Here is an 18378-nt window from a genome sequence, read left to right on the forward strand (position 1 = left end):
CCAAAATACATTACTATATAAGAATATATTGGACTTATTGTTAATATTACAAACTAAATATGAATGGATAATATTGGATAAAACATCTATTGAAAAAAGAGACAGCATATTCGAATATTGGCTGTCTATTTTTGGGTTAGATTACAAGGGAGGTTTGAAGATGGAATTTATATTTGATTGGAAAGAAAATGAAAAGAAGATAAAAGATTTGAAAATTTTTATAGAAGAGAATAGAGGAAAAAAGGGCGTACTAATGTCAGTATTGCAAGAAGCTCAGAAATCATTTGGTTATCTTCCTATAGAAATTCAAAAGATGGTTTCTGAAGAACTTAGAATTCCATTATCTGAAATCTATGGAGTAGCTACATTTTATTCTCAATTTACCCTAATTCCAAAGGGAGAAAATAAAATAGGCGTATGTTTAGGTACTGCATGCTATGTAAAAGGAGCTCAAGAGATATTAGCTAAAGTAGAAAAGGAATTAGGAATAACAGTAGGGCAAACAACTCCAGATAGAAAGTTTTCTATTAATGCTACTAGGTGTCTAGGAGCCTGTGGTTTAGCCCCTGTATTAATGATAAATGATCATATATATGGTAGGCTTACTGCCGATGATGTAGAAGAAATATTAAATAAGCATAGATAATTGGAGGCGTAAAACATGATGACAATCCAAAAGTTAAATGATATTAAAGAAAAAACCTTGGAGACCATGAGATTAAGGTTACGAAACCAGGATAAAGTTTTACCTGGGAAACATGTTTTAATATGCGGGGGACCTGGTTGCCATTCTTCTAATGCTGGAGAAATCAAGGGATTATTTGAAGAAAAAATAAGAGAAAAGGGTTTAGATGAAAATATTAAGGTTAGTTTAGCAGGTTGTTTTGGATTATGCGAGACAGGTCCCAATATTGAAATATATCCAGAGGGTATATTCTACAGTCATATAAAAGAAGAGGACGTAGATATAATTGTAGAAAAGCATCTATGTAATGATGAAATTGTTGAAGAATTAGTGTATAGAGGGGCTATTGAAGATGGAAGAGTCAAACCAGTATCTGAAGTAAATTTTTATAAAAAGCAAGCTAAAATTGCTTTGAGAAACTGTGGAATAATTGATTATGAAAATATAGATGAATATATAGCCTTAGATGGGTACCAGGCTTTAGCCAGGGTAGTTATGGATATGACACAACAAGAAGTAATTGATTTAATGAAGGAAGCTAATTTGAGAGGTAGAGGTGGAGCAGGATTTCCAGCAGGGAGGAAATGGGAAACAGCATTTAAGTATCCATCGGATAAAAAATATGTAATATGTAATGCAGATGAAGGAGATCCAGGAGCATTTATGGACAGATCTATTCTTGAAGGAGATCCTCACTCTGTATTGGAAGCTATGGCCATATGCGGTTATGCCATAGGTTCTGACCAAGGATTTATATATGTAAGGGCTGAGTATCCTATTGCAGTCCATAGACTAGAAATTGCAATAGAACAAGCTAAAGAAAAGGGTTTGTTAGGCAAAAATATATTTGGAACAGATTTTAATTTTGATATAGAGTTAAGGCTTGGAGCAGGAGCATTTGTATGCGGTGAAGGAACAGCTTTGATGGAGTCCATTGAAGGTAAACGAGGAATGCCAAGGACAAAAATTCATAGGACTGCTCATAAAGGGCTATGGGGAAAACCTACCATTATAAACAATGTTGAAACTTTTGCCAATGTTCCTGCCATATTCCAAAATGGAGTAGAATGGTTTAAAAGTATAGGAACCGAAGATTCTCCAGGTACTAAAGTATTTGCATTAGGTGGCAAGATAAACAATACGGGCTTGGTAGAAATTCCTATGGGACTTACACTAAGGGAGATAATATTTGATATAGGTGGAGGAATACCTAAAGGAAAAGAATTTAAGGCAGTACAGACGGGAGGACCCTCAGGAGGATGTATTCCAAAAGAACATTTAGATACTCCAGTTGATTTTGGTTCTCTAGGGAAACTAGGCTCTATAATGGGGTCTGGAGGAATGATTGTACTTGACGAAGATGATTGCATGGTAGATATTGCAAGATTTTTCCTAGATTTTACTGTTGAAGAGTCTTGTGGAAAATGTGTACCCTGTAGAGAAGGAACTAAGAGGATGTTGGAAATATTAGAGAGAATAACCAAAGGTGAAGGAAAACCAGAAGATTTAGACACCCTTGAATCCTTATCTGAAACCATAACCAACGGTTCTTTATGTGGTTTAGGACAAACAGCTGCAAACCCAGTAATATCCACAATAAAATATTTTAGGGATGAATACGAAGCTCATGTTTATGAAAAAAGATGTCCTGCAGGTTCATGTCAAGCCCTATTACAATTTTTCATTACAGAAGATTGTATAGGTTGTACTAAATGTGCTAGGAACTGTCCTGTTTCATGTATTAGTGGAAAGGTAAAGGAAAGACATGTAATAAATACTGAAGAATGTATTAAATGTGGTACGTGTATGGAAGTTTGTCCAGTTGGAGCAGTTATAAAGAGATAGAAATGGGAGGTTCGTTATGGAAAAAGTAACTCTTACTATAGATGGAAAAAAGGTAACTGTGCCTAAGGATTATTACATTATTCAAGCAGCTAAGAAAGCAGGCATAGATATACCAGCTTTATGTTATGACCCTAATTTGGAGATTGTATCTGCCTGCAGGATGTGTTTAGTGGAGATAGAAGGGAAAAGTAAATTGGAAACTTCTTGTTCTACAAAGGTAAAAGAAGGAATGGTAGTATATACAGAAACGGAAAAAGTAGTAAAATTAAGGAAGGAAATACTCCAATTGCTTTTGGATAATCATCCTAATGACTGTTTAACTTGTCAAAAGGCTGGGGAATGTTTACTACAAGAATATGCTTATAGGTATGATGTAAAATTTAGAGAACATGATGGAGCTAGGAAACTTAATTATGTTGATACATCTAGTCCTTATATTTTGAAAGATGATAGTAAATGTATTTTATGTGGAAAATGTGTTAGGACTTGTGCACAGATACAGGGTAGAGAAGTACTTTCCTTTGCAGGAAGAGGATTTAATACTAGAATAGTTGCTAATGCAGATTTTTCTTTAGAGGAATCTACCTGTGTTTCTTGTAATAGATGTGTAGTTGTTTGTCCTGTAGGGGCTCTTATAGATAGAAGACTTTTAGGAAAAACAAGAACTTGGGAGAGCAATGTGAAAGGCGTGAAATGTAAAGCCTGCGATTATGGATGTAATTTTGAAGTATTATCTAAAAATGGTAAAAACATTGCTGTTAGAGCAAAAGCTCCTTCAGAAGGAAGACCTTTATGCTTAAAGGGAAGGCTTACTACTGAATTAATATACGTAGAAGAACCAGAAAACCCTTATAAAAAGGAAAATGGAAAGTTTATAGAAACTAGCTGGAAGGAAGCTTTAGAGCTAGATGGTATATTTGAAAAACTATTAGAAGATGAGAAAAGCAAGTAGGAGTTGAGTAAGATGGCTGAAATGACCATAAATGGTAAAACATATAAAGTAGAGGACCATATTACAGTACTTGAGGCCTGTAGAAAAATTGGAATAGACATACCAACTTTATGTTATGATGATAGATTAGAACCTCATGCTGCTTGTAGGTTATGTTTAGTTGAGGTGAAAGGTAAAGGAAAACTTGAAACCTCCTGTTCCCTTATGGTAAGGGATGGAATGGCTATAGAGACCCATAGCGAAAAAGTAATCAATGCAAGGAAAGATATACTAGATTTATTATTTTCAAATCATCCTAACGATTGTCTTACCTGTGATAAATCAGGGGAATGTGCCCTTCAAAACTATTGTTTTGAATATGGTGTTGAAACGGGAACCTATGTAGGTGATAAAAAGAACTACCCTATAGATTATTCCAACCATTTCTATACCTATGACCCTAATAAATGTATTTTATGTGGTAAATGTGTTAGAGTATGTTCTGAGCTTCAAGGTACTGATGCGATTGGATTAGAAAATAGAGGGTTTGATACTAAGGTGGTTACTCCTTTCGATATGGGATTAGCTACGTCCAATTGTGTATCCTGTGGAAACTGTGTTGTTGCATGTCCAGTAGGAGCTTTAATGCCAAAGAGAAAAGAAAAGTTTAGACTTTGGGAAGTGAAAAAAGTAAAAACAACTTGTTCTTACTGCGGTGTAGGTTGTCAAATAGAAATATTGGTAAAAGGAGATAAAGTTGTAGGAGTAGAACCAGCTAAAGGAAAGGCCAATAATGGATTACTCTGTGTTAAGGGTAGGTTTGGTTATCCCTTTATAAATCATCCAGATAGGTTAAAAACTCCTCTTATAAAGAGAGATGGTAAATTTGAAGAAGCCAGTTGGGATGAAGCATATAAATTAATAGTGAATAAAGTAAAAGAAATAAAGGAAGAATATGGATCAGAAGCCTTTGCAGGACTGACTTCAGCTAGATGTACAAATGAAGAAAATTATTTATTCCAGAAATTATTCAGAGCAGTAATAGGGACCAATAATGTAGACCACTGTGCTCGCCTCTGACATGCTTCAACGGTTGCAGGTCTTGCAACTACATTGGGAAGTGGTGCTATGACTAATAGCATAGAGGAAATTTTGGATACAGATGCATTATTTGTAATTGGCTCTAATACTACAGAAAACCATCCAGTAATTGGTACGGTTATGAAAAGAGCTATTAAGAAAGGAGCAAAATTAATAGTGGCAGATCCAAGGAGGATTGAATTAGCTGACTATGCAGATGTGTTCCTTCAGATAAAACCAGGTACAAATATAGCCCTATTAAACGGAATGATGAATGTAATTATAAACCGTGGACTACATGATAAAAGGTTTATTGAAGAGAGAACGGAGAACTTTGAAGAATTTGAAAGGACAGTAAGGGAATATACTCCAGAAATAGTTGCAAAAATATGTGAAGTAGATGAAGAAGATATTATAAAAGCAGCCCTTATATATGCAGAAGCAGAAAAGGCTGGAATATACTATGCTATGGGAATAACTCAACACACTACTGGAACTCATTCTGTAATGAGTATATCCAATCTAAGTCTTCTTTGTGGAAATATAGGCAAATCTTCTGCTGGTGTAAATCCATTAAGAGGCCAAAACAATGTCCAAGGAGCTTGTGATATGGGTGGACTTCCAGCAGATTTACCAGGATATCAAAAAGTTTTTAAACCTGAAATACAGGAAAAGTTTGAAGAGTTGTGGGATTCAAATATTCCTAATAAAGTTGGCCTTACTATTCCAGAAATATTAGATGAAGCTGAAAATGGAAATATTAAGTTTATATATATAATGGGTGAGAATCCTATGGTATCAGATCCAGATATAAACCATGTAAGGAAAGCATTAACAAATCTAGACTTTTTGGTGGTACAGGATATCTTCTTAACTGAAACAGCAGAATTGGCTGATGTAGTATTACCGGCAGCTTCTTTTGCAGAAAAAGATGGAACCTTTACCAATACAGAAAGAAGAGTCCAAAGAGTAAGAAAGGCCATAGAACCAGTAGGGGATTCCAAACCTGATTGGAAGATAATAATGGAGATTATGAATAGACTGGGATATAAGGAAAAATATATCCATCCTTCTGAAATAATGGAGGAGATTAGGACTGTTGTACCCCAATATGGTGGGATTACCTATAGCAGATTAGAAGAAGAAGGTATACAATGGCCTTGTCCAACTTTAGACCATCCAGGAACTGAATATCTCCATAAGGATATAATTGCTAGAGGTAAAGGGTTATTTATGGCAATAGACCATAGAGAGAGTGCAGAGGTAGTAGATGCAGAATACCCATTTATTTTTACTACAGGAAGAGTATTATACCATTATCATACAAGGACTATGACAGGGAGAGTAAAGGGATTAAACAAACTATCCCCTAAATCCTATGTTGAGATAAACGAAGTAACGGCTAATAAACTAGGTATTTCCCAAGGTGAAAAGGTAAGGTTAACCTCAAGACGGGGAAGTATAACGACATGGGCTAAAATTACTGATATAATAGACGAAGATGTACTATTTATGCCCTTCCATTTTGCTGAAGGAGCAGCTAACTATCTTACTAATACAGAACTGGATTCTATTGCAAAGATTCCAGAATTAAAGGTGGCTGCTGTTAAAATAGAAAAACTAGGGAGTTGAATCTATGTTTAAAGTAGGTATAATTACAGCTAGTGATAAAGGTTCTACAGGAGAAAGAGAAGATATTAGTGGAAAGACTATAGATGAAATTGTGAAATCAAAAGGATATGAAGTGAAGAAACGGATAATTCTTCCTGATGATGAAGAAAAGCTTTTAAAAGAGATGATATATATGGCTGATGAACTAAAGGTAGATTTAATCTTAACTACAGGAGGAACAGGTTTTAGCAAAAGAGATGTAACACCTGAAGCCACTATTAGAGCTTGTGATAGGATGGCTAATGGTATAGCTGAGGCTATGAGATACTATAGCCTTAGTATTACCCCAAGGGCTATGCTATCTAGGGCAGTTTCGGGAATAAGGGGAGAAACCTTAATAATAAACTTGCCAGGAAGTCCAAAGGCAGTTAGAGAATCTTTAGAATATATAATGGATAGCCTTCACCATGGTTTAGAAATATTAACAGGTAAAACTGGTGATTGTGCTAGGTAGGTGGGAAATATGAAAAAATTTGGTACAGCTGTCATATTGGCAGGAGGTAAAAGTACTCGGATGGGCTTTGACAAACAATTTTTAAGGATAAACGAGAGAAGACTTATAGATAATTTAAGAAGGAAATTAAGTAAACTTTTTGATGAAATAATAGTAGTAACTAACAAGTCCGAATATTACCTAGGATTTACAGATAAAATAACCAAGGATATAATAGTAGGAAAAGGCCCCTTATCTGGAATTCATGCTGGATTAAGTGTGGCTTCAAGCCAATATGTTTATTTTGTAGCCTGTGATATGCCTAACATCAATCTAGATTATATTGAGTATATGAAAGGTGAATTAAAGAATTTAGAAGTAAAAGCATGTATAACCAAATATGGTGAATGGATAGAGCCTTTTAATGCTTTTTATTCTAAGGATATGATAAAGGATATAGAAGAACATTTATTATCAAATAAAAAGTCCGTTAATTCCTTGCTATATAAACTGACTGTTTATTATATAGAAGAAGAAAGAGCTAGAGAATTTAGCTCTAATTGGGATATGTTTTTAAACTTAAACACTAAAGATGAATTAAATGATTTCTTAAAAGCCCAAAATAGTAAAAAATTGAGGTAATTATTATGGATAGCACTAAAAAAGTAAATATTATGAGGATAAAAGGAAAGGAATCAAAGGAGGAAGGGGATATGGTTATAATAGAATATCCCTTTACCATTTTTATTAACGACGAAGAGATTATAACCTTATTGTGTAGTCCTAATTCCTTGAAAGAATTGATGGTAGGGTTTTTACATTCTGAAGGATTCATATCCGCTCTTTCAGATATAGATAGGATTAGGATAGATGAAGAAAAGGGATTAGGCTATATCTATATGAAGGATATAAACAAATTTAACGAAAAACTTAGAGGTAAAAGGACTATTACTTCAGGATGTGGGAAAGGGACCCTCTTTTACAATGTATTAGATTCCTTTAAGTCGAAAAAAATAGAAAAACCTTTGCCCTTAGAAATAGACAAGATAAAAGAAATTGTTAGACAATTCAATAAAAAATCTGAACTTTTCTTAAATACTGGCGGAGTTCATAGTTGTGCATTGTGTAGTTACCATGATATAATAATATTCGAAGAGGATATAGGAAGACATAATGCATTAGATAAGGTGTTTGGGAAAGCACTATTAGAGGAAATTGATGTGAGGAATAAGATAATTTTAACTAGTGGCAGAATTTCCTCTGAAATTCTTATAAAAGGTACTAAAAGGCAGGTACCTGTAATAGTCTCTAGGTCTGCTCCTACTAGCCTAGCTGTAGAGATGGCCAAAGAACTAGGAATTACCCTTATAGGATTTGCAAGGGGAGAAAAAATGAATATCTATTCGAATTTTCCGAGTTTAATCTTCTAAAGCATTTAGCCATGAAGATTAAGCCATTGGGTATCAGGAGAAATCCTTATACCTCCCGTATTTGGAAAGGAAGATTATAAAACCATAAGTTGCTTATGGTTTTTAACAGTCCTTTCTAGGACTTTTTTTTATTCCCAAAAACAGATAAGATGGTTCTTACTGTTTGAAAAGAGAAGTACAATAAATTAAGGAGGGGATTTTAATGAAAAAGTTTTTAGTATTAGCATTGAGTGTTGTACTTATACTCACAATGTTAGCAGGTTGTGGACAAACTAAGGAGGAAGAAGGTGGTAGAATAATCTTATCCACAACTACCAGTACTCAAGATAGTGGATTATTAGACTACATATTACCAAAATTTGAAGAAAAAACTGGAATAGAAGTTGATGTTATAGCAGTAGGTACTGGTAAAGCTCTTCAAATGGGGAAAGATGGAGAAGCAGATATACTTTTAGTTCATGCTAAAGAATCTGAAGAAGAATTTGTTGCAGAAGGTCATGGTCTAGAAAGACATGATGTAATGTATAATGACTTTATTCTAGTTGGGCCTGGTGAAGATCCATTAAAATTAAAAGAAAAAACACCAGATAATATATTAGAAGGATTAAAAGCTATATCAGAAAATGAATTTACTTTTGTTTCTAGAGGAGACGACTCAGGGACCCATAAAAAAGAACTTTCCATATGGAAGGAAGCAGGTATAGAGCCCCAAGGAGAATGGTATTTAGAAGCTGGAGCTGGCATGGGAGATGTGCTTAAGATTGCTGATGAGAAACAAGGATATACTATCACTGATAGAGCTACTTATTTAAGTATGAAAGATACATTGGAATTAGAAATAATTATTGAAGGAGACGAAAACTTATTTAACCAATATGGTATAATACCAGTAAATCCAGAAAAAAGCGATAAAATTAATGCAGAAGGTGCTAAGAAATTTATGGACTGGATATTATCAGATGAAACCCAAGAGTTAATCAGTGAATATGGAGTAGAAGAATTTGGGATGCCATTATTTGTACCAAATGCAAAGTAATTAATATATAAAAGTTTAAGCTGCATATTTTATCTAATTAGTAAAATATGCAGCTTTATACTATAGGTGGTGATTATTATAGATTATATATCAGAAGGTTTTAATGAAGCAATTAGGTTGTTGTTAGGTTTTGATAGTGAAGTATACAGTATAATATTTTTATCCTTGTTCGTCTCTACTACTGCAACTATAGTTTCATCTTTAATTTGTATTCCATTGGGAATTCATTTAGGTATTAATGAATTTAAAGGGAAAAGAGCTTTTTCTAGAATGCTTTATACTTTTATGAGTATTCCTTCAGTAATTGTAGGGTTGGTGGTAGCAATTCTACTTTCAAGAAAAGGACCCTTTGGTAAATTTGACCTTCTATATACTCCAAAGGCAATGATAATAGCACAAGTCTTGCTAGTAACACCATTGGTTTTAGGCCTTACATATAGCCTTTCAAAAAATAGAGGTAAGGAAATAGAAAAAATAGGTATAACCTTAGGAGCAGACAAGAAGGATATTATAATATTGACCATAAAGGAGTTTAAATTGGATTTGATAGTCAATGTAGTTACAGCTTTTTCTAGAGCCATATCGGAAGTAGGGGCAGTCATGATAGTAGGTGGAAATATTAAAAATCGAACCAGGGTAATAACTACTACCATATCCATGATGAATTCCATGGGAGATTATCCTATGGCGATTGCTTTAGGTATAGTTTTACTTATAATTTCTTTTGTTATAAATAGCTTAATCTATTCTTATAGTGGAGAGGATTAATATGGAGATATCAATTATTAATTTAAAAAAATATTATTCTGAAAGGCAGATATTGGATATTAAAAATCTAAATATTAAAAAAAGCCAAATTACTGGTATTATAGGGCCTAATGGCTCTGGGAAAACTACACTATTAAATATAATATCTGGTTTAGATAAGGATTTTTCTGGTATTATTAAATATGATGGAAGATTATTGGACAAGAATATTTATAAAGGGATGACATTAGTATCTCAAAAACCATATCTATTCAGAAGAAAAGTATATGAAAATATAGAATATCCTTTAAAAGTAAGGGGCATAAATAAAGGTAAAAGGAAACAAGTGGTAAGGGAAATAATGGAGAAATTTGAAATAGAAAAACTTAAGGATAAAAAAGGGCACCTTCTATCAGGAGGGGAATCCCAAAAGGTAAGTTTAGCTAGGGCCTTAGTATTTAATCCAGAACTATTACTATTAGATGAACCTACATCTAATATAGATCCAGTATCTATAAAGATAATGGAAAGGGAAATACTAAGGTATAATGAAGAAACTAAGGGAACTGTACTTATAGTAACCCATAATATAGAGCAATCTGAAAGATTATGTGATGATATCATTTATTTAGAATCTGGAAAGGTAGGTTATTAAATATGGATTTTTTTGATGTAGTATCTGTAGGAGAAGCAAGGGAGAGGCTTATGGAAAACTTTGGAGAATATGAATTTCAAACAGAAGAAATATCTATACTGGAAGCCACTGACAGAATTTTAGCAGAAGATATACATTCAAGTATTAATGTACCAGAGTTTAACCGTTCCACCGTTGATGGCTATGCAATTAAATCTAAAGATAGTCAAGGGGCTAGTGAATCTGTGCCAAGTCTATTTAATATCCTAGGAGAAGTAAAAATGGGAGAGGCTGTCAAAAACAGTATAAAATCTGGAGAGGCTATGTATGTTCCTACCGGGGGAATGATTCCCCAAGGAGCAGATGGAATGGTAATGGTAGAGTATACTGAAAAGCTAGACGAAGAAAACCTTATGGTATATAAACCTATATCTTTTAATGAAAATATAATATTAAAAGGAGACGATATTGAAATAGGTGAAATAGCTTTAAAAAAGGGAAGGAAAATAACTCCTGAGGTAGTAGGAGTACTTGCTGCTTTGGGACTATCTAAAGTCAATGTATATAAAAAGCCAAAATTTTACGTAATTTCAACAGGAGATGAAATAATAGATTTAGATGAGAAATTGGAATTAGGCAAAATTAGGGATATAAATAGCTATACTCTTTATTCCACTATAGTTAAACTAGGAGGAGAAGTTACTGGAAAAACCATTGTAAAGGATGATTATGAGCTTTTAAGAAAAGAAGTGGAAAAGGGTATAATCATTTCAGATATTGTACTGATTTCTGGAGGAAGTTCTGTAGGGACTAGGGATTATACTGGAAAAGTAATAAATTCTTTTAGAGGTAAAGGAGTATTTGTTCACGGGATCTCCATAAAACCAGGGAAACCAACAATCTTAGGAGAAGGCAAGGGTAAGTTGATAGTTGGTCTTCCAGGCCACCCTGTATCTTCTATTATTGTATTTAGGACTATTGTTGAGGAATATATCCATAGAAAAATGGGGATTGTAGATTATAAATTAAAAACCAAAGCTATAATGGATTTTAACTTTCCTTCATCACCAGGTCGAGAAACCTATCAAATGGTAAAATTGGAAGAAAGGGATGGCAAAGTCTACGCTACCCCTAGCTTTGGTAAATCTGGTATGATTACTTTATTATCAAACTCTGATGGATATATAATAATAAAAGCCCATGAAGAAGGAATATACAAGGGAGAAGAAAGAGAAGTTTATTTGATGTAAAACATAAGTTATTGGTGCCTGGCACTAACTTATTAGCTTATTGAAATAATTTGTGCTTTTTAACGTAAAAATTGTGGATAATCTACTGAATAGAATTATCAATTGAAAAGATAGGGGAGGTAAAATGGATAAAAGTAAAAGAAATACCTATATAGATAATATAGATGTAGAGGAAGCTAAAAGAGTATACTATGAGAAGTTAAATATTAAGCCTAATTGGGAAGAAATAGATGTAGCAAATTCCCTAGGGAGAGTAACCTTTGAAGCTATATATGCAAAGGTTTCATCTCCAAATTATAACGCTGCAGCAATGGATGGAATTTTGGTTGAATCTTCTAGTACCATAGGTGCTACAGAAGTAAATCCTAAAATATTAGAAGAAGGGAAAGATTTTTTATACATAAATACAGGAAATCCCGTAGTAGATCCTTATGATGCAGTAATAATGATTGAAGATGTAATAGAAGTTAAAGAGGGCAAAATTCAAATACTAAAAGCAGCCCATCCTTGGCAGCATATAAGACCTATAGGAGAAGATATAGTAGCTACGGAGATGATAGTTCCATCTAAGCATAAGATTAGACCTATAGATATAGGAGCCCTAATATCAGGGGGAATTGAAAAGATAAAGGTATATAAAAAACCACAAATTGGGATATTGCCCACAGGAACGGAGATAATAGAGGACATTAGGGAACTGAAAAGGGGAAAGATAATAGATTCTAATTCCAGGGTGTTTGAAGCCCTAGTAATAGAAGATGGGGGTATTCCTAATAGGTATAGTCCTATTGAGGATGATTATGAAAAGCTTAAAAAGGCAGTGCTAAAAGGGATAGAAGAAAACGACATTTTAATAATTGGTGCAGGCTCTTCTGCTGGCTCTAAGGATTATACGGTAAATATAATAAAGGAATTGGGAGAAGTAATAATACATGGTGTTGCATTAAAACCAGGGAAGCCTACAATTTTAGGTATAATAAAAGGGAAACCAGTAATCGGCATTCCTGGATACCCTGTATCTGCTTATTTGGTATTTGAAACTTTTGTTACACCTTTAATATTAAAATATATAGGGCTAAAAGAGGAAAAGGATACTTTTGTGGATGCAATTACATCTAAGAAAATAACATCTTCCTTAAAAAATAGAGAGTTAGTAAGAGTTAATCTAGGATATGTAAATGATAAACTAATTGCAACTCCTTTATCTAGTGGAGCAGGGGTTACCATGAGTTTAGTTAAGGCTGATGGTATAGCCATAATACCTAGGTCTTTAGAAGGAGTAGAAGCAGGAAGTACTGTAAATGTAAGATTACTTAAATCATTAAAACAAATAAAGAAAACTCTAGTCTCCATAGGTAGTCACGATATAATAATGGACATAATAGGCGACATAATGAAACTAACCTCTGGCCATGTAGGTAGCATGGGTGGAATCTTAGCCATGAAAAGAGGGGAATGTCATATAGCACCAATTCACTTATTAGATATGGAAACCGGAGAATACAATATATCCTATGTTAAAAAATACTTCACAGGTCAAAAAATGGCTATCATAAAAGGTGTTAAAAGACATCAAGGTTTCATAGTAGAAAAGGGAAACCCTAAAGGTATAAAGGGTTTTACTGATTTAACAAGAGATGATGTAATATATATAAATAGGCAAAGAGGAGCAGGAACTAGAATACTTTTAGATTATCATCTCGGTAGGGAAAATATAGATACATCAAATGTAAAGGGCTATGACAGAGAAATGACTACCCATATGGCAGTAGCCACAGCAGTAAAAACTGGTTCAGCTACTGCTGGGTTAGGTATATACTCAGCAGCAAAGGCTTTGGATTTAGATTTTATCGATATAGCCTATGAAGACTATGACTTTTTGGTACCTTTTGAGTTACTTGAAGACGAAAGGGTGAAAGAATTCATCCAAGTATTAAAATCCGATGAATTTAAAGAAAGGGTAGAAGCCTTAGGTGGGTATGGATTTGAAAATATAGGAGAGATAATTGTAGTTGAGTAATTATAAACCTCTATTCTTAGGGATAGGGGTTTATTTGCTATTCATACCGTTTTTCCTACCATTCGTACCATATTAAACAAAGTTTAGGTTAAATATAGTACATTAGAGATGAAGGAGAATAGCCTTTGTTTTGGGAGGTGGTACCATTGTGAAAGACAAGGCAACTAATTTTTATTTAGGTTTATAGGAAATAAAAGTTAGAAAGGGGAGTTTATATAGTGAAACTTTTAAAAAGAAGTATAGGTATAGCTTTTTTATTTATTATTGCAATCACAGGATCTGTTTTTGCAAACACTTGGGAATCGATTTTAGATGAGGAGTGTAAAATGAATAATTTAAAAATTGAATACGATGAATCTAAAATGGATTATTTGCCTCTAAATGAAAATGATATCAATACTTTATCACCAATGGTTGTTGATGCTTGTCCGGGAAGAGGAGATCATGAAATGTTTAGTCATGGAGTGGGAACATTAATTAGAGTAAATAATGACGGTTCAAAAGACACTATATTTAAGGGAGGGGCAGCCTAGCAGTGTAAATGGTGTTTAGAAGTTGTAGTTACTGAATTTGACCCATTACAAATTGGATATGTAGGTTATTATTGCATGAGAAATCTAGGATATGAAATCCCTGGTTATGGGCTAATTATGGAAGCCTCCCCCGATGCTATTAAACACACAAGTGGTTCAAAAGTTCCATATTGTAAATTATTCTATAGATAGAAGAAAAGGGAGCGCTAGAAGTTGAACATGAAAAAAATGAAAAATAAAAATTTGTTAATCTTAATAATTTTATCATTTTTAATTCTTCTTATAATTTGTCTAAGCATTAAAAATAGAGCTAATATACCTAATGAAGATAATAAAATAATACAAAAATTTTTCAATTCCTACCTAGAACAATTTAAGTATTCTGATGAAGAATGGGAAAATATCATTGAGTCCTTAGAATCAAAAATGTCGAAACTATCAATTGATGATCCCAGGGCAGTGCAGCAGGCAGACGCATTAAGTGATGATCCATGGATGATTCAGTGGGAAGAAACATTAACAGAAAAAGAAATAGAAAGATTAATAAAAAATGGATGGTTACCAAATTTATATTTAAAAGAATATCCGGAAACAGAATATACAATTGAAAAGTTGAGGAGACTTGATAATCCAAATTCCTATTCAATTAATATAAAATTAGGAAATATAGAAAATAAGAATACTGACGAAAAAATAAATATCTCCTTAAATATAATTGATACCGGGCAAGGAAGACGCATAGATTATATTGATTTTGAGGAATTTAATTTACTATTTAAGCAAAAAAAGTAGTGTAGAACTACACTACTTTTTTTGCTTTATTTTTGCTATTCATACCGTTTTTCCTACCATTCATACCATATTAAACAAAATTTAGGTTAAATATGGTACACTTTTATTAAACAAAGGTAAGTTTTATAGGAGGTTTCTATGTTACACAAATTAGCGGGAGATATAAGCTTTCATTTGATAACCAATAAAATAATAGATATAAAGGATAGGGATATTTATATATATGGTCTGGAATTACTTATTTCTACTTTATTTACATCGCTAAGTATATTAATCCTTGGATTTTTCGTAGGGGAATTGACTTCTGCAATAGTATATTTATCTGTATATTTCTTTCTAAAATCCTATACGGGCGGATATCATGCAAAACATTATTATGAATGCTATATTTACTCCATATTAGTTTTTATTGTTTTAATAATTATAAAAAATGCAACCTTATCTGTATATCAACCCTTTATTGGAGTACTTTCATTAATGTTTTCTATGGTAATTGTATTTAAACTTGCTCCAGTTGAAAACAAGAACAACCCTAAAACGAAAGAGGAAATTATTAAAAATAAAAAGATAGCAAGAAGGAGAATATTAGTTTTGGGCATAATTATTATTTTAGGATATATAGTAAAAGCTGAACTAATAGACTTGTGGTTTATGCTAGCTATTACGGAGCTTTCAATTGCGTATTCAATACTTAAACAAAAATTTCTAGAAGGGAGGAACCATGTTGAGTAACACAAAGATAAAAGTTCTAGAAAACATAGCTAAGTTATCAAAAAAGGTAACTGAATTAGCAGAAGGAAAGCAATCCATATTTTTGTCTTATGAGCCTAAGAAGCCAAAGAAAAAATAAGGTAAGTGTAAGTGTGTGGGTAGTTTGGGTTTTGGGATTCAAAATATAAATTCATATACAAAAACCTCCAGTATTGAACTAGGAGGTTTTTGTATTGTCATCATATATAATTCATGATAATCTAGAATCAGAAATATCTTAAAGGAATGATACTGATGATTTATATTGGCATCTGTGATGACGATAAATATTTCTTAGATTATGTTGAGAACAGAATAGAAGAAGTTCTAAAAGATGAAAATACAACCATTAAAATCAATAAACTTACTGATGGAATGGAACTATTAAAGGCTTATAATAATGAGGACAAGCCTTTTGATATTATTTTTCTAGATATAGATATGCCTAATATAGATGGTATAGAAACAGCTGAAATTATTAGGAAAAAAGATGAAGAAACAATATTAATATTTCTTACTTCTATGGAAGATGAAGTATATAAAACTTTTAAATATGGTCCCTTTAGATTTATTAGGAAAAGCCATATAGATAGGGAGTTACATGAAGCATTAATAAGTTCTTTAGAAAAATTAAAAGATGAAAAACATGTGTTCAAAACTGTATATGGAGATTTAGCTTTATATATTAGTGATATACTGTATTTTGAATTTGTGGATAGAACTGTATACATAAAAACCTTGTTTTATTTTTTCCTGATATTTAGTGATATTTTAGCAGTAAATATTTTAAGCTCTTTTATTGGCAAGGATATAAAAGATATAGTTATAAATCAAACTTGGGCTAGGATATTATTTTCTCAAATTTCTAAACTATTGTTATTTATTATATTAAGGGTAATAAAAAATAATCATAGCGAAAGAGAACTAGATATTCCTAAGTATTATTGGTATTGGATATTTATTGTTTCTTTAATATCTGGAATAAATTTATTAATAGTATTTAACATAGGTTTGATTTTAAACGATTTAAATGTAGAAATTCAATATTTAACAGTAGCAATTAGTGTAGGTTCATTATTGATAGTTATAATAACCTATTATATTTTTATGAAGTTAAATAGTTTTTATAGGGAGAGAAATAACTATAGGATAGTAGAAATAAAGAATGAAATGCTAACGAAGGAGATGGAAGAAAAGGAAAGAATATACGAAGGAGTCAGAAAGATTCACCATGATTTTAAAAATCATATCATGTGTATAGAAAGGCTATTGGAACAAGGAAAATTTCAATTGGCTAATGAATATATTGGTGGTTTAAAAGATGAAGTAGTTGAAACCTATACATGGATTAAAACTGGAAATGATGCAGTAGATGCCATATTAAATCAAAAGAAATCAGAAGGAACTAAGAAGAGTATAGAAATGGACATGAAAGTAAATATTCCGGAAGATATAAACATACAACCATTAGATTTATGTACAATCTTAGGAAATGCCTTAGATAATGGAATAGAAGCAAATGAAAGGATAGAAGATATAAATAAAAGAAATATAAGTGTTACAATAAATACATATAAAGAATATTTATTTATAGAAATATCAAATCCTTCATTAATTAACCCAATAGATGAAGAAGGAAGGCTCAATACTATAAAGGAAGATAAAGAAAACCACGGTTTTGGAATGAAAAGTATAAAATCAGTAGTGGAGAAATATAATGGAATATTAAACTATGAATACCATGAAGGAAAATTTATATTAAATATAATGTTACCTATTGAAAAGGAAAGTTAGGTTTATACAAGTCTAACTTTTTTATGCTATCCGTACCGTTTTTTCCACCATTCGTACCGAATTAAACAAATTTTAGAATAAATATGGTATGTTAATAACGATGGAGAATAGAGAATCTTATTTGAGGAGGTGATTCCATTATGAAAAAAAACAATATCTTTGCTTTAATAATGGCATTCTTGTTTGTAATGAGTACAGTGGCTTGTGCTAGTAATAATTATTACAATGATAATGAAAGTATAGAAATGATAGATATTGAAATTGATTATTCTAGCCAAAAAATATTAAAGGATGGTAGTGTAGAATATGATATAAAAAACAAAGAACAAGTTGCAGACTTTTTAGAAATTGATATAGATAAAATAAGAAATATTAAGATAACTAAACCAAATTATATTATAAAAGAATCTAATTTAAATAATAGTGATATCACTCCATTTGCAAATATTTATATCGCCAATATAACTGGGCCAAGACAAGCTTGCGGGTCAAACAGAATATGTGAAAATTCTGCTGTTAATCATGCAAAAGAACCTTTAACGAAAACAATGACTCTTTCCGGTACTGTTTCAAACAGTCATAGTCTAAGCGTAGATGCTGGTATTGATGCTGAAATCGCTTCTATTTCTGCGGCGGTAGGATTTAACGTAGAAAGAAGTTGGACAATGACGGATTCTACACAAGTTGAATTAGAACCAGGTCAAAGAGTAACTGTAGTTGCATTCCCTTACTGGGATGTTTACAGTT

The 18378-nt window shown here is 32.4% G+C and carries 18 protein-coding genes and 1 riboswitch; all 18 genes read left to right on the forward strand.

Annotated elements, in window-relative coordinates:
• Window positions 1–160: 160 nt before the first annotated feature.
• Window positions 161–646, forward strand: coding sequence for an NADH-quinone oxidoreductase subunit NuoE (gene nuoE / locus C3E90_RS09410; RefSeq protein ID WP_236915385.1), 486 nt, complete (start codon window positions 161–163; stop codon window positions 644–646).
• A gap of 66 nt (window positions 647–712) precedes the next feature.
• Window positions 713–2530 (forward strand): NADH-quinone oxidoreductase subunit NuoF, encoded by a 1818-nt coding sequence (locus C3E90_RS09415; RefSeq protein WP_236915403.1) that lies wholly within the window; start codon window positions 713–715, stop codon window positions 2528–2530.
• Window positions 2531–2546: 16 nt separating this feature from the next.
• Window positions 2547–3482, forward strand: coding sequence for a 2Fe-2S iron-sulfur cluster-binding protein (locus tag C3E90_RS09420; protein ID WP_236915386.1), 936 nt, complete (start codon window positions 2547–2549; stop codon window positions 3480–3482).
• 12 nt (window positions 3483–3494) lie between these two features.
• Complete coding sequence (gene fdhF, locus C3E90_RS09425) at window positions 3495–6173, forward strand: formate dehydrogenase subunit alpha (protein WP_236915387.1); 2679 nt, start codon at window positions 3495–3497, stop codon at window positions 6171–6173.
• A gap of 4 nt (window positions 6174–6177) precedes the next feature.
• Window positions 6178–6666, forward strand: a complete 489-nt coding sequence (locus C3E90_RS09430) for a MogA/MoaB family molybdenum cofactor biosynthesis protein (RefSeq protein WP_236915388.1) — start codon at window positions 6178–6180, stop codon at window positions 6664–6666.
• A 9-nt stretch (window positions 6667–6675) separates the two neighbouring features.
• A complete protein-coding gene (gene mobA / locus C3E90_RS09435; RefSeq protein WP_236915389.1) occupies window positions 6676–7287 on the forward strand; it encodes a molybdenum cofactor guanylyltransferase in 612 nt (203 codons plus the stop codon).
• A 5-nt stretch (window positions 7288–7292) separates the two neighbouring features.
• On the forward strand, window positions 7293–8075 hold the full coding sequence (fdhD, locus tag C3E90_RS09440; protein WP_236915390.1) for a formate dehydrogenase accessory sulfurtransferase FdhD: 783 nt from the start codon (window positions 7293–7295) through the stop codon (window positions 8073–8075).
• Window positions 8044–8163: riboswitch (molybdenum cofactor riboswitch) on the forward strand. Its footprint overlaps the gene before it by 32 nt.
• Window positions 8164–8277: 114 nt before the next feature.
• Window positions 8278–9111, forward strand: coding sequence for a substrate-binding domain-containing protein (locus tag C3E90_RS09445; protein ID WP_236915391.1), 834 nt, complete (start codon window positions 8278–8280; stop codon window positions 9109–9111).
• Between the two features lie 66 nt (window positions 9112–9177).
• Window positions 9178–9879, forward strand: coding sequence for an ABC transporter permease (locus C3E90_RS09450; protein WP_236915392.1), 702 nt, complete (start codon window positions 9178–9180; stop codon window positions 9877–9879).
• A gap of 1 nt (window position 9880) precedes the next feature.
• A complete protein-coding gene (locus C3E90_RS09455; RefSeq protein ID WP_236915393.1) occupies window positions 9881–10513 on the forward strand; it encodes an ABC transporter ATP-binding protein in 633 nt (210 codons plus the stop codon).
• Window positions 10514–10515: 2 nt separating this feature from the next.
• Entirely contained in the window at window positions 10516–11742 is a 1227-nt protein-coding gene (locus C3E90_RS09460) for a molybdopterin molybdotransferase MoeA (RefSeq protein ID WP_236915394.1), read from the forward strand.
• A gap of 124 nt (window positions 11743–11866) precedes the next feature.
• A complete protein-coding gene (locus tag C3E90_RS09465) occupies window positions 11867–13762 on the forward strand; it encodes a molybdopterin biosynthesis protein (RefSeq protein WP_236915395.1) in 1896 nt (631 codons plus the stop codon).
• Between the two features lie 218 nt (window positions 13763–13980).
• Entirely contained in the window at window positions 13981–14295 is a 315-nt protein-coding gene (locus C3E90_RS09470) for a hypothetical protein (RefSeq protein ID WP_236915396.1), read from the forward strand.
• Between the two features lie 213 nt (window positions 14296–14508).
• Complete coding sequence (locus C3E90_RS09475; protein ID WP_236915397.1) at window positions 14509–15087, forward strand: hypothetical protein; 579 nt, start codon at window positions 14509–14511, stop codon at window positions 15085–15087.
• A 138-nt stretch (window positions 15088–15225) separates the two neighbouring features.
• A complete protein-coding gene (locus tag C3E90_RS09480; RefSeq protein WP_236915398.1) occupies window positions 15226–15819 on the forward strand; it encodes an accessory gene regulator ArgB-like protein in 594 nt (197 codons plus the stop codon).
• Window positions 15812–15937 (forward strand): hypothetical protein, encoded by a 126-nt coding sequence (locus C3E90_RS13350; RefSeq protein ID WP_272879115.1) that lies wholly within the window; start codon window positions 15812–15814, stop codon window positions 15935–15937. The genes C3E90_RS09480 and C3E90_RS13350 overlap by 8 nt, the downstream gene beginning before the upstream one ends.
• Before the next feature lie 155 nt (window positions 15938–16092).
• Entirely contained in the window at window positions 16093–17631 is a 1539-nt protein-coding gene (locus C3E90_RS09485; RefSeq protein WP_236915399.1) for a GHKL domain-containing protein, read from the forward strand.
• Between the two features lie 140 nt (window positions 17632–17771).
• A partial coding sequence (locus C3E90_RS09490) for a hypothetical protein (protein WP_236915400.1) occupies window positions 17772–18378 on the forward strand: 607 nt, incomplete at its 3' end.

It is taken from the genome of Clostridium sp. Cult2, from assembly GCF_021655075.1.
Taxonomy (GTDB): Bacteria; Bacillota; Clostridia; order Tissierellales; family Tepidimicrobiaceae; genus Schnuerera.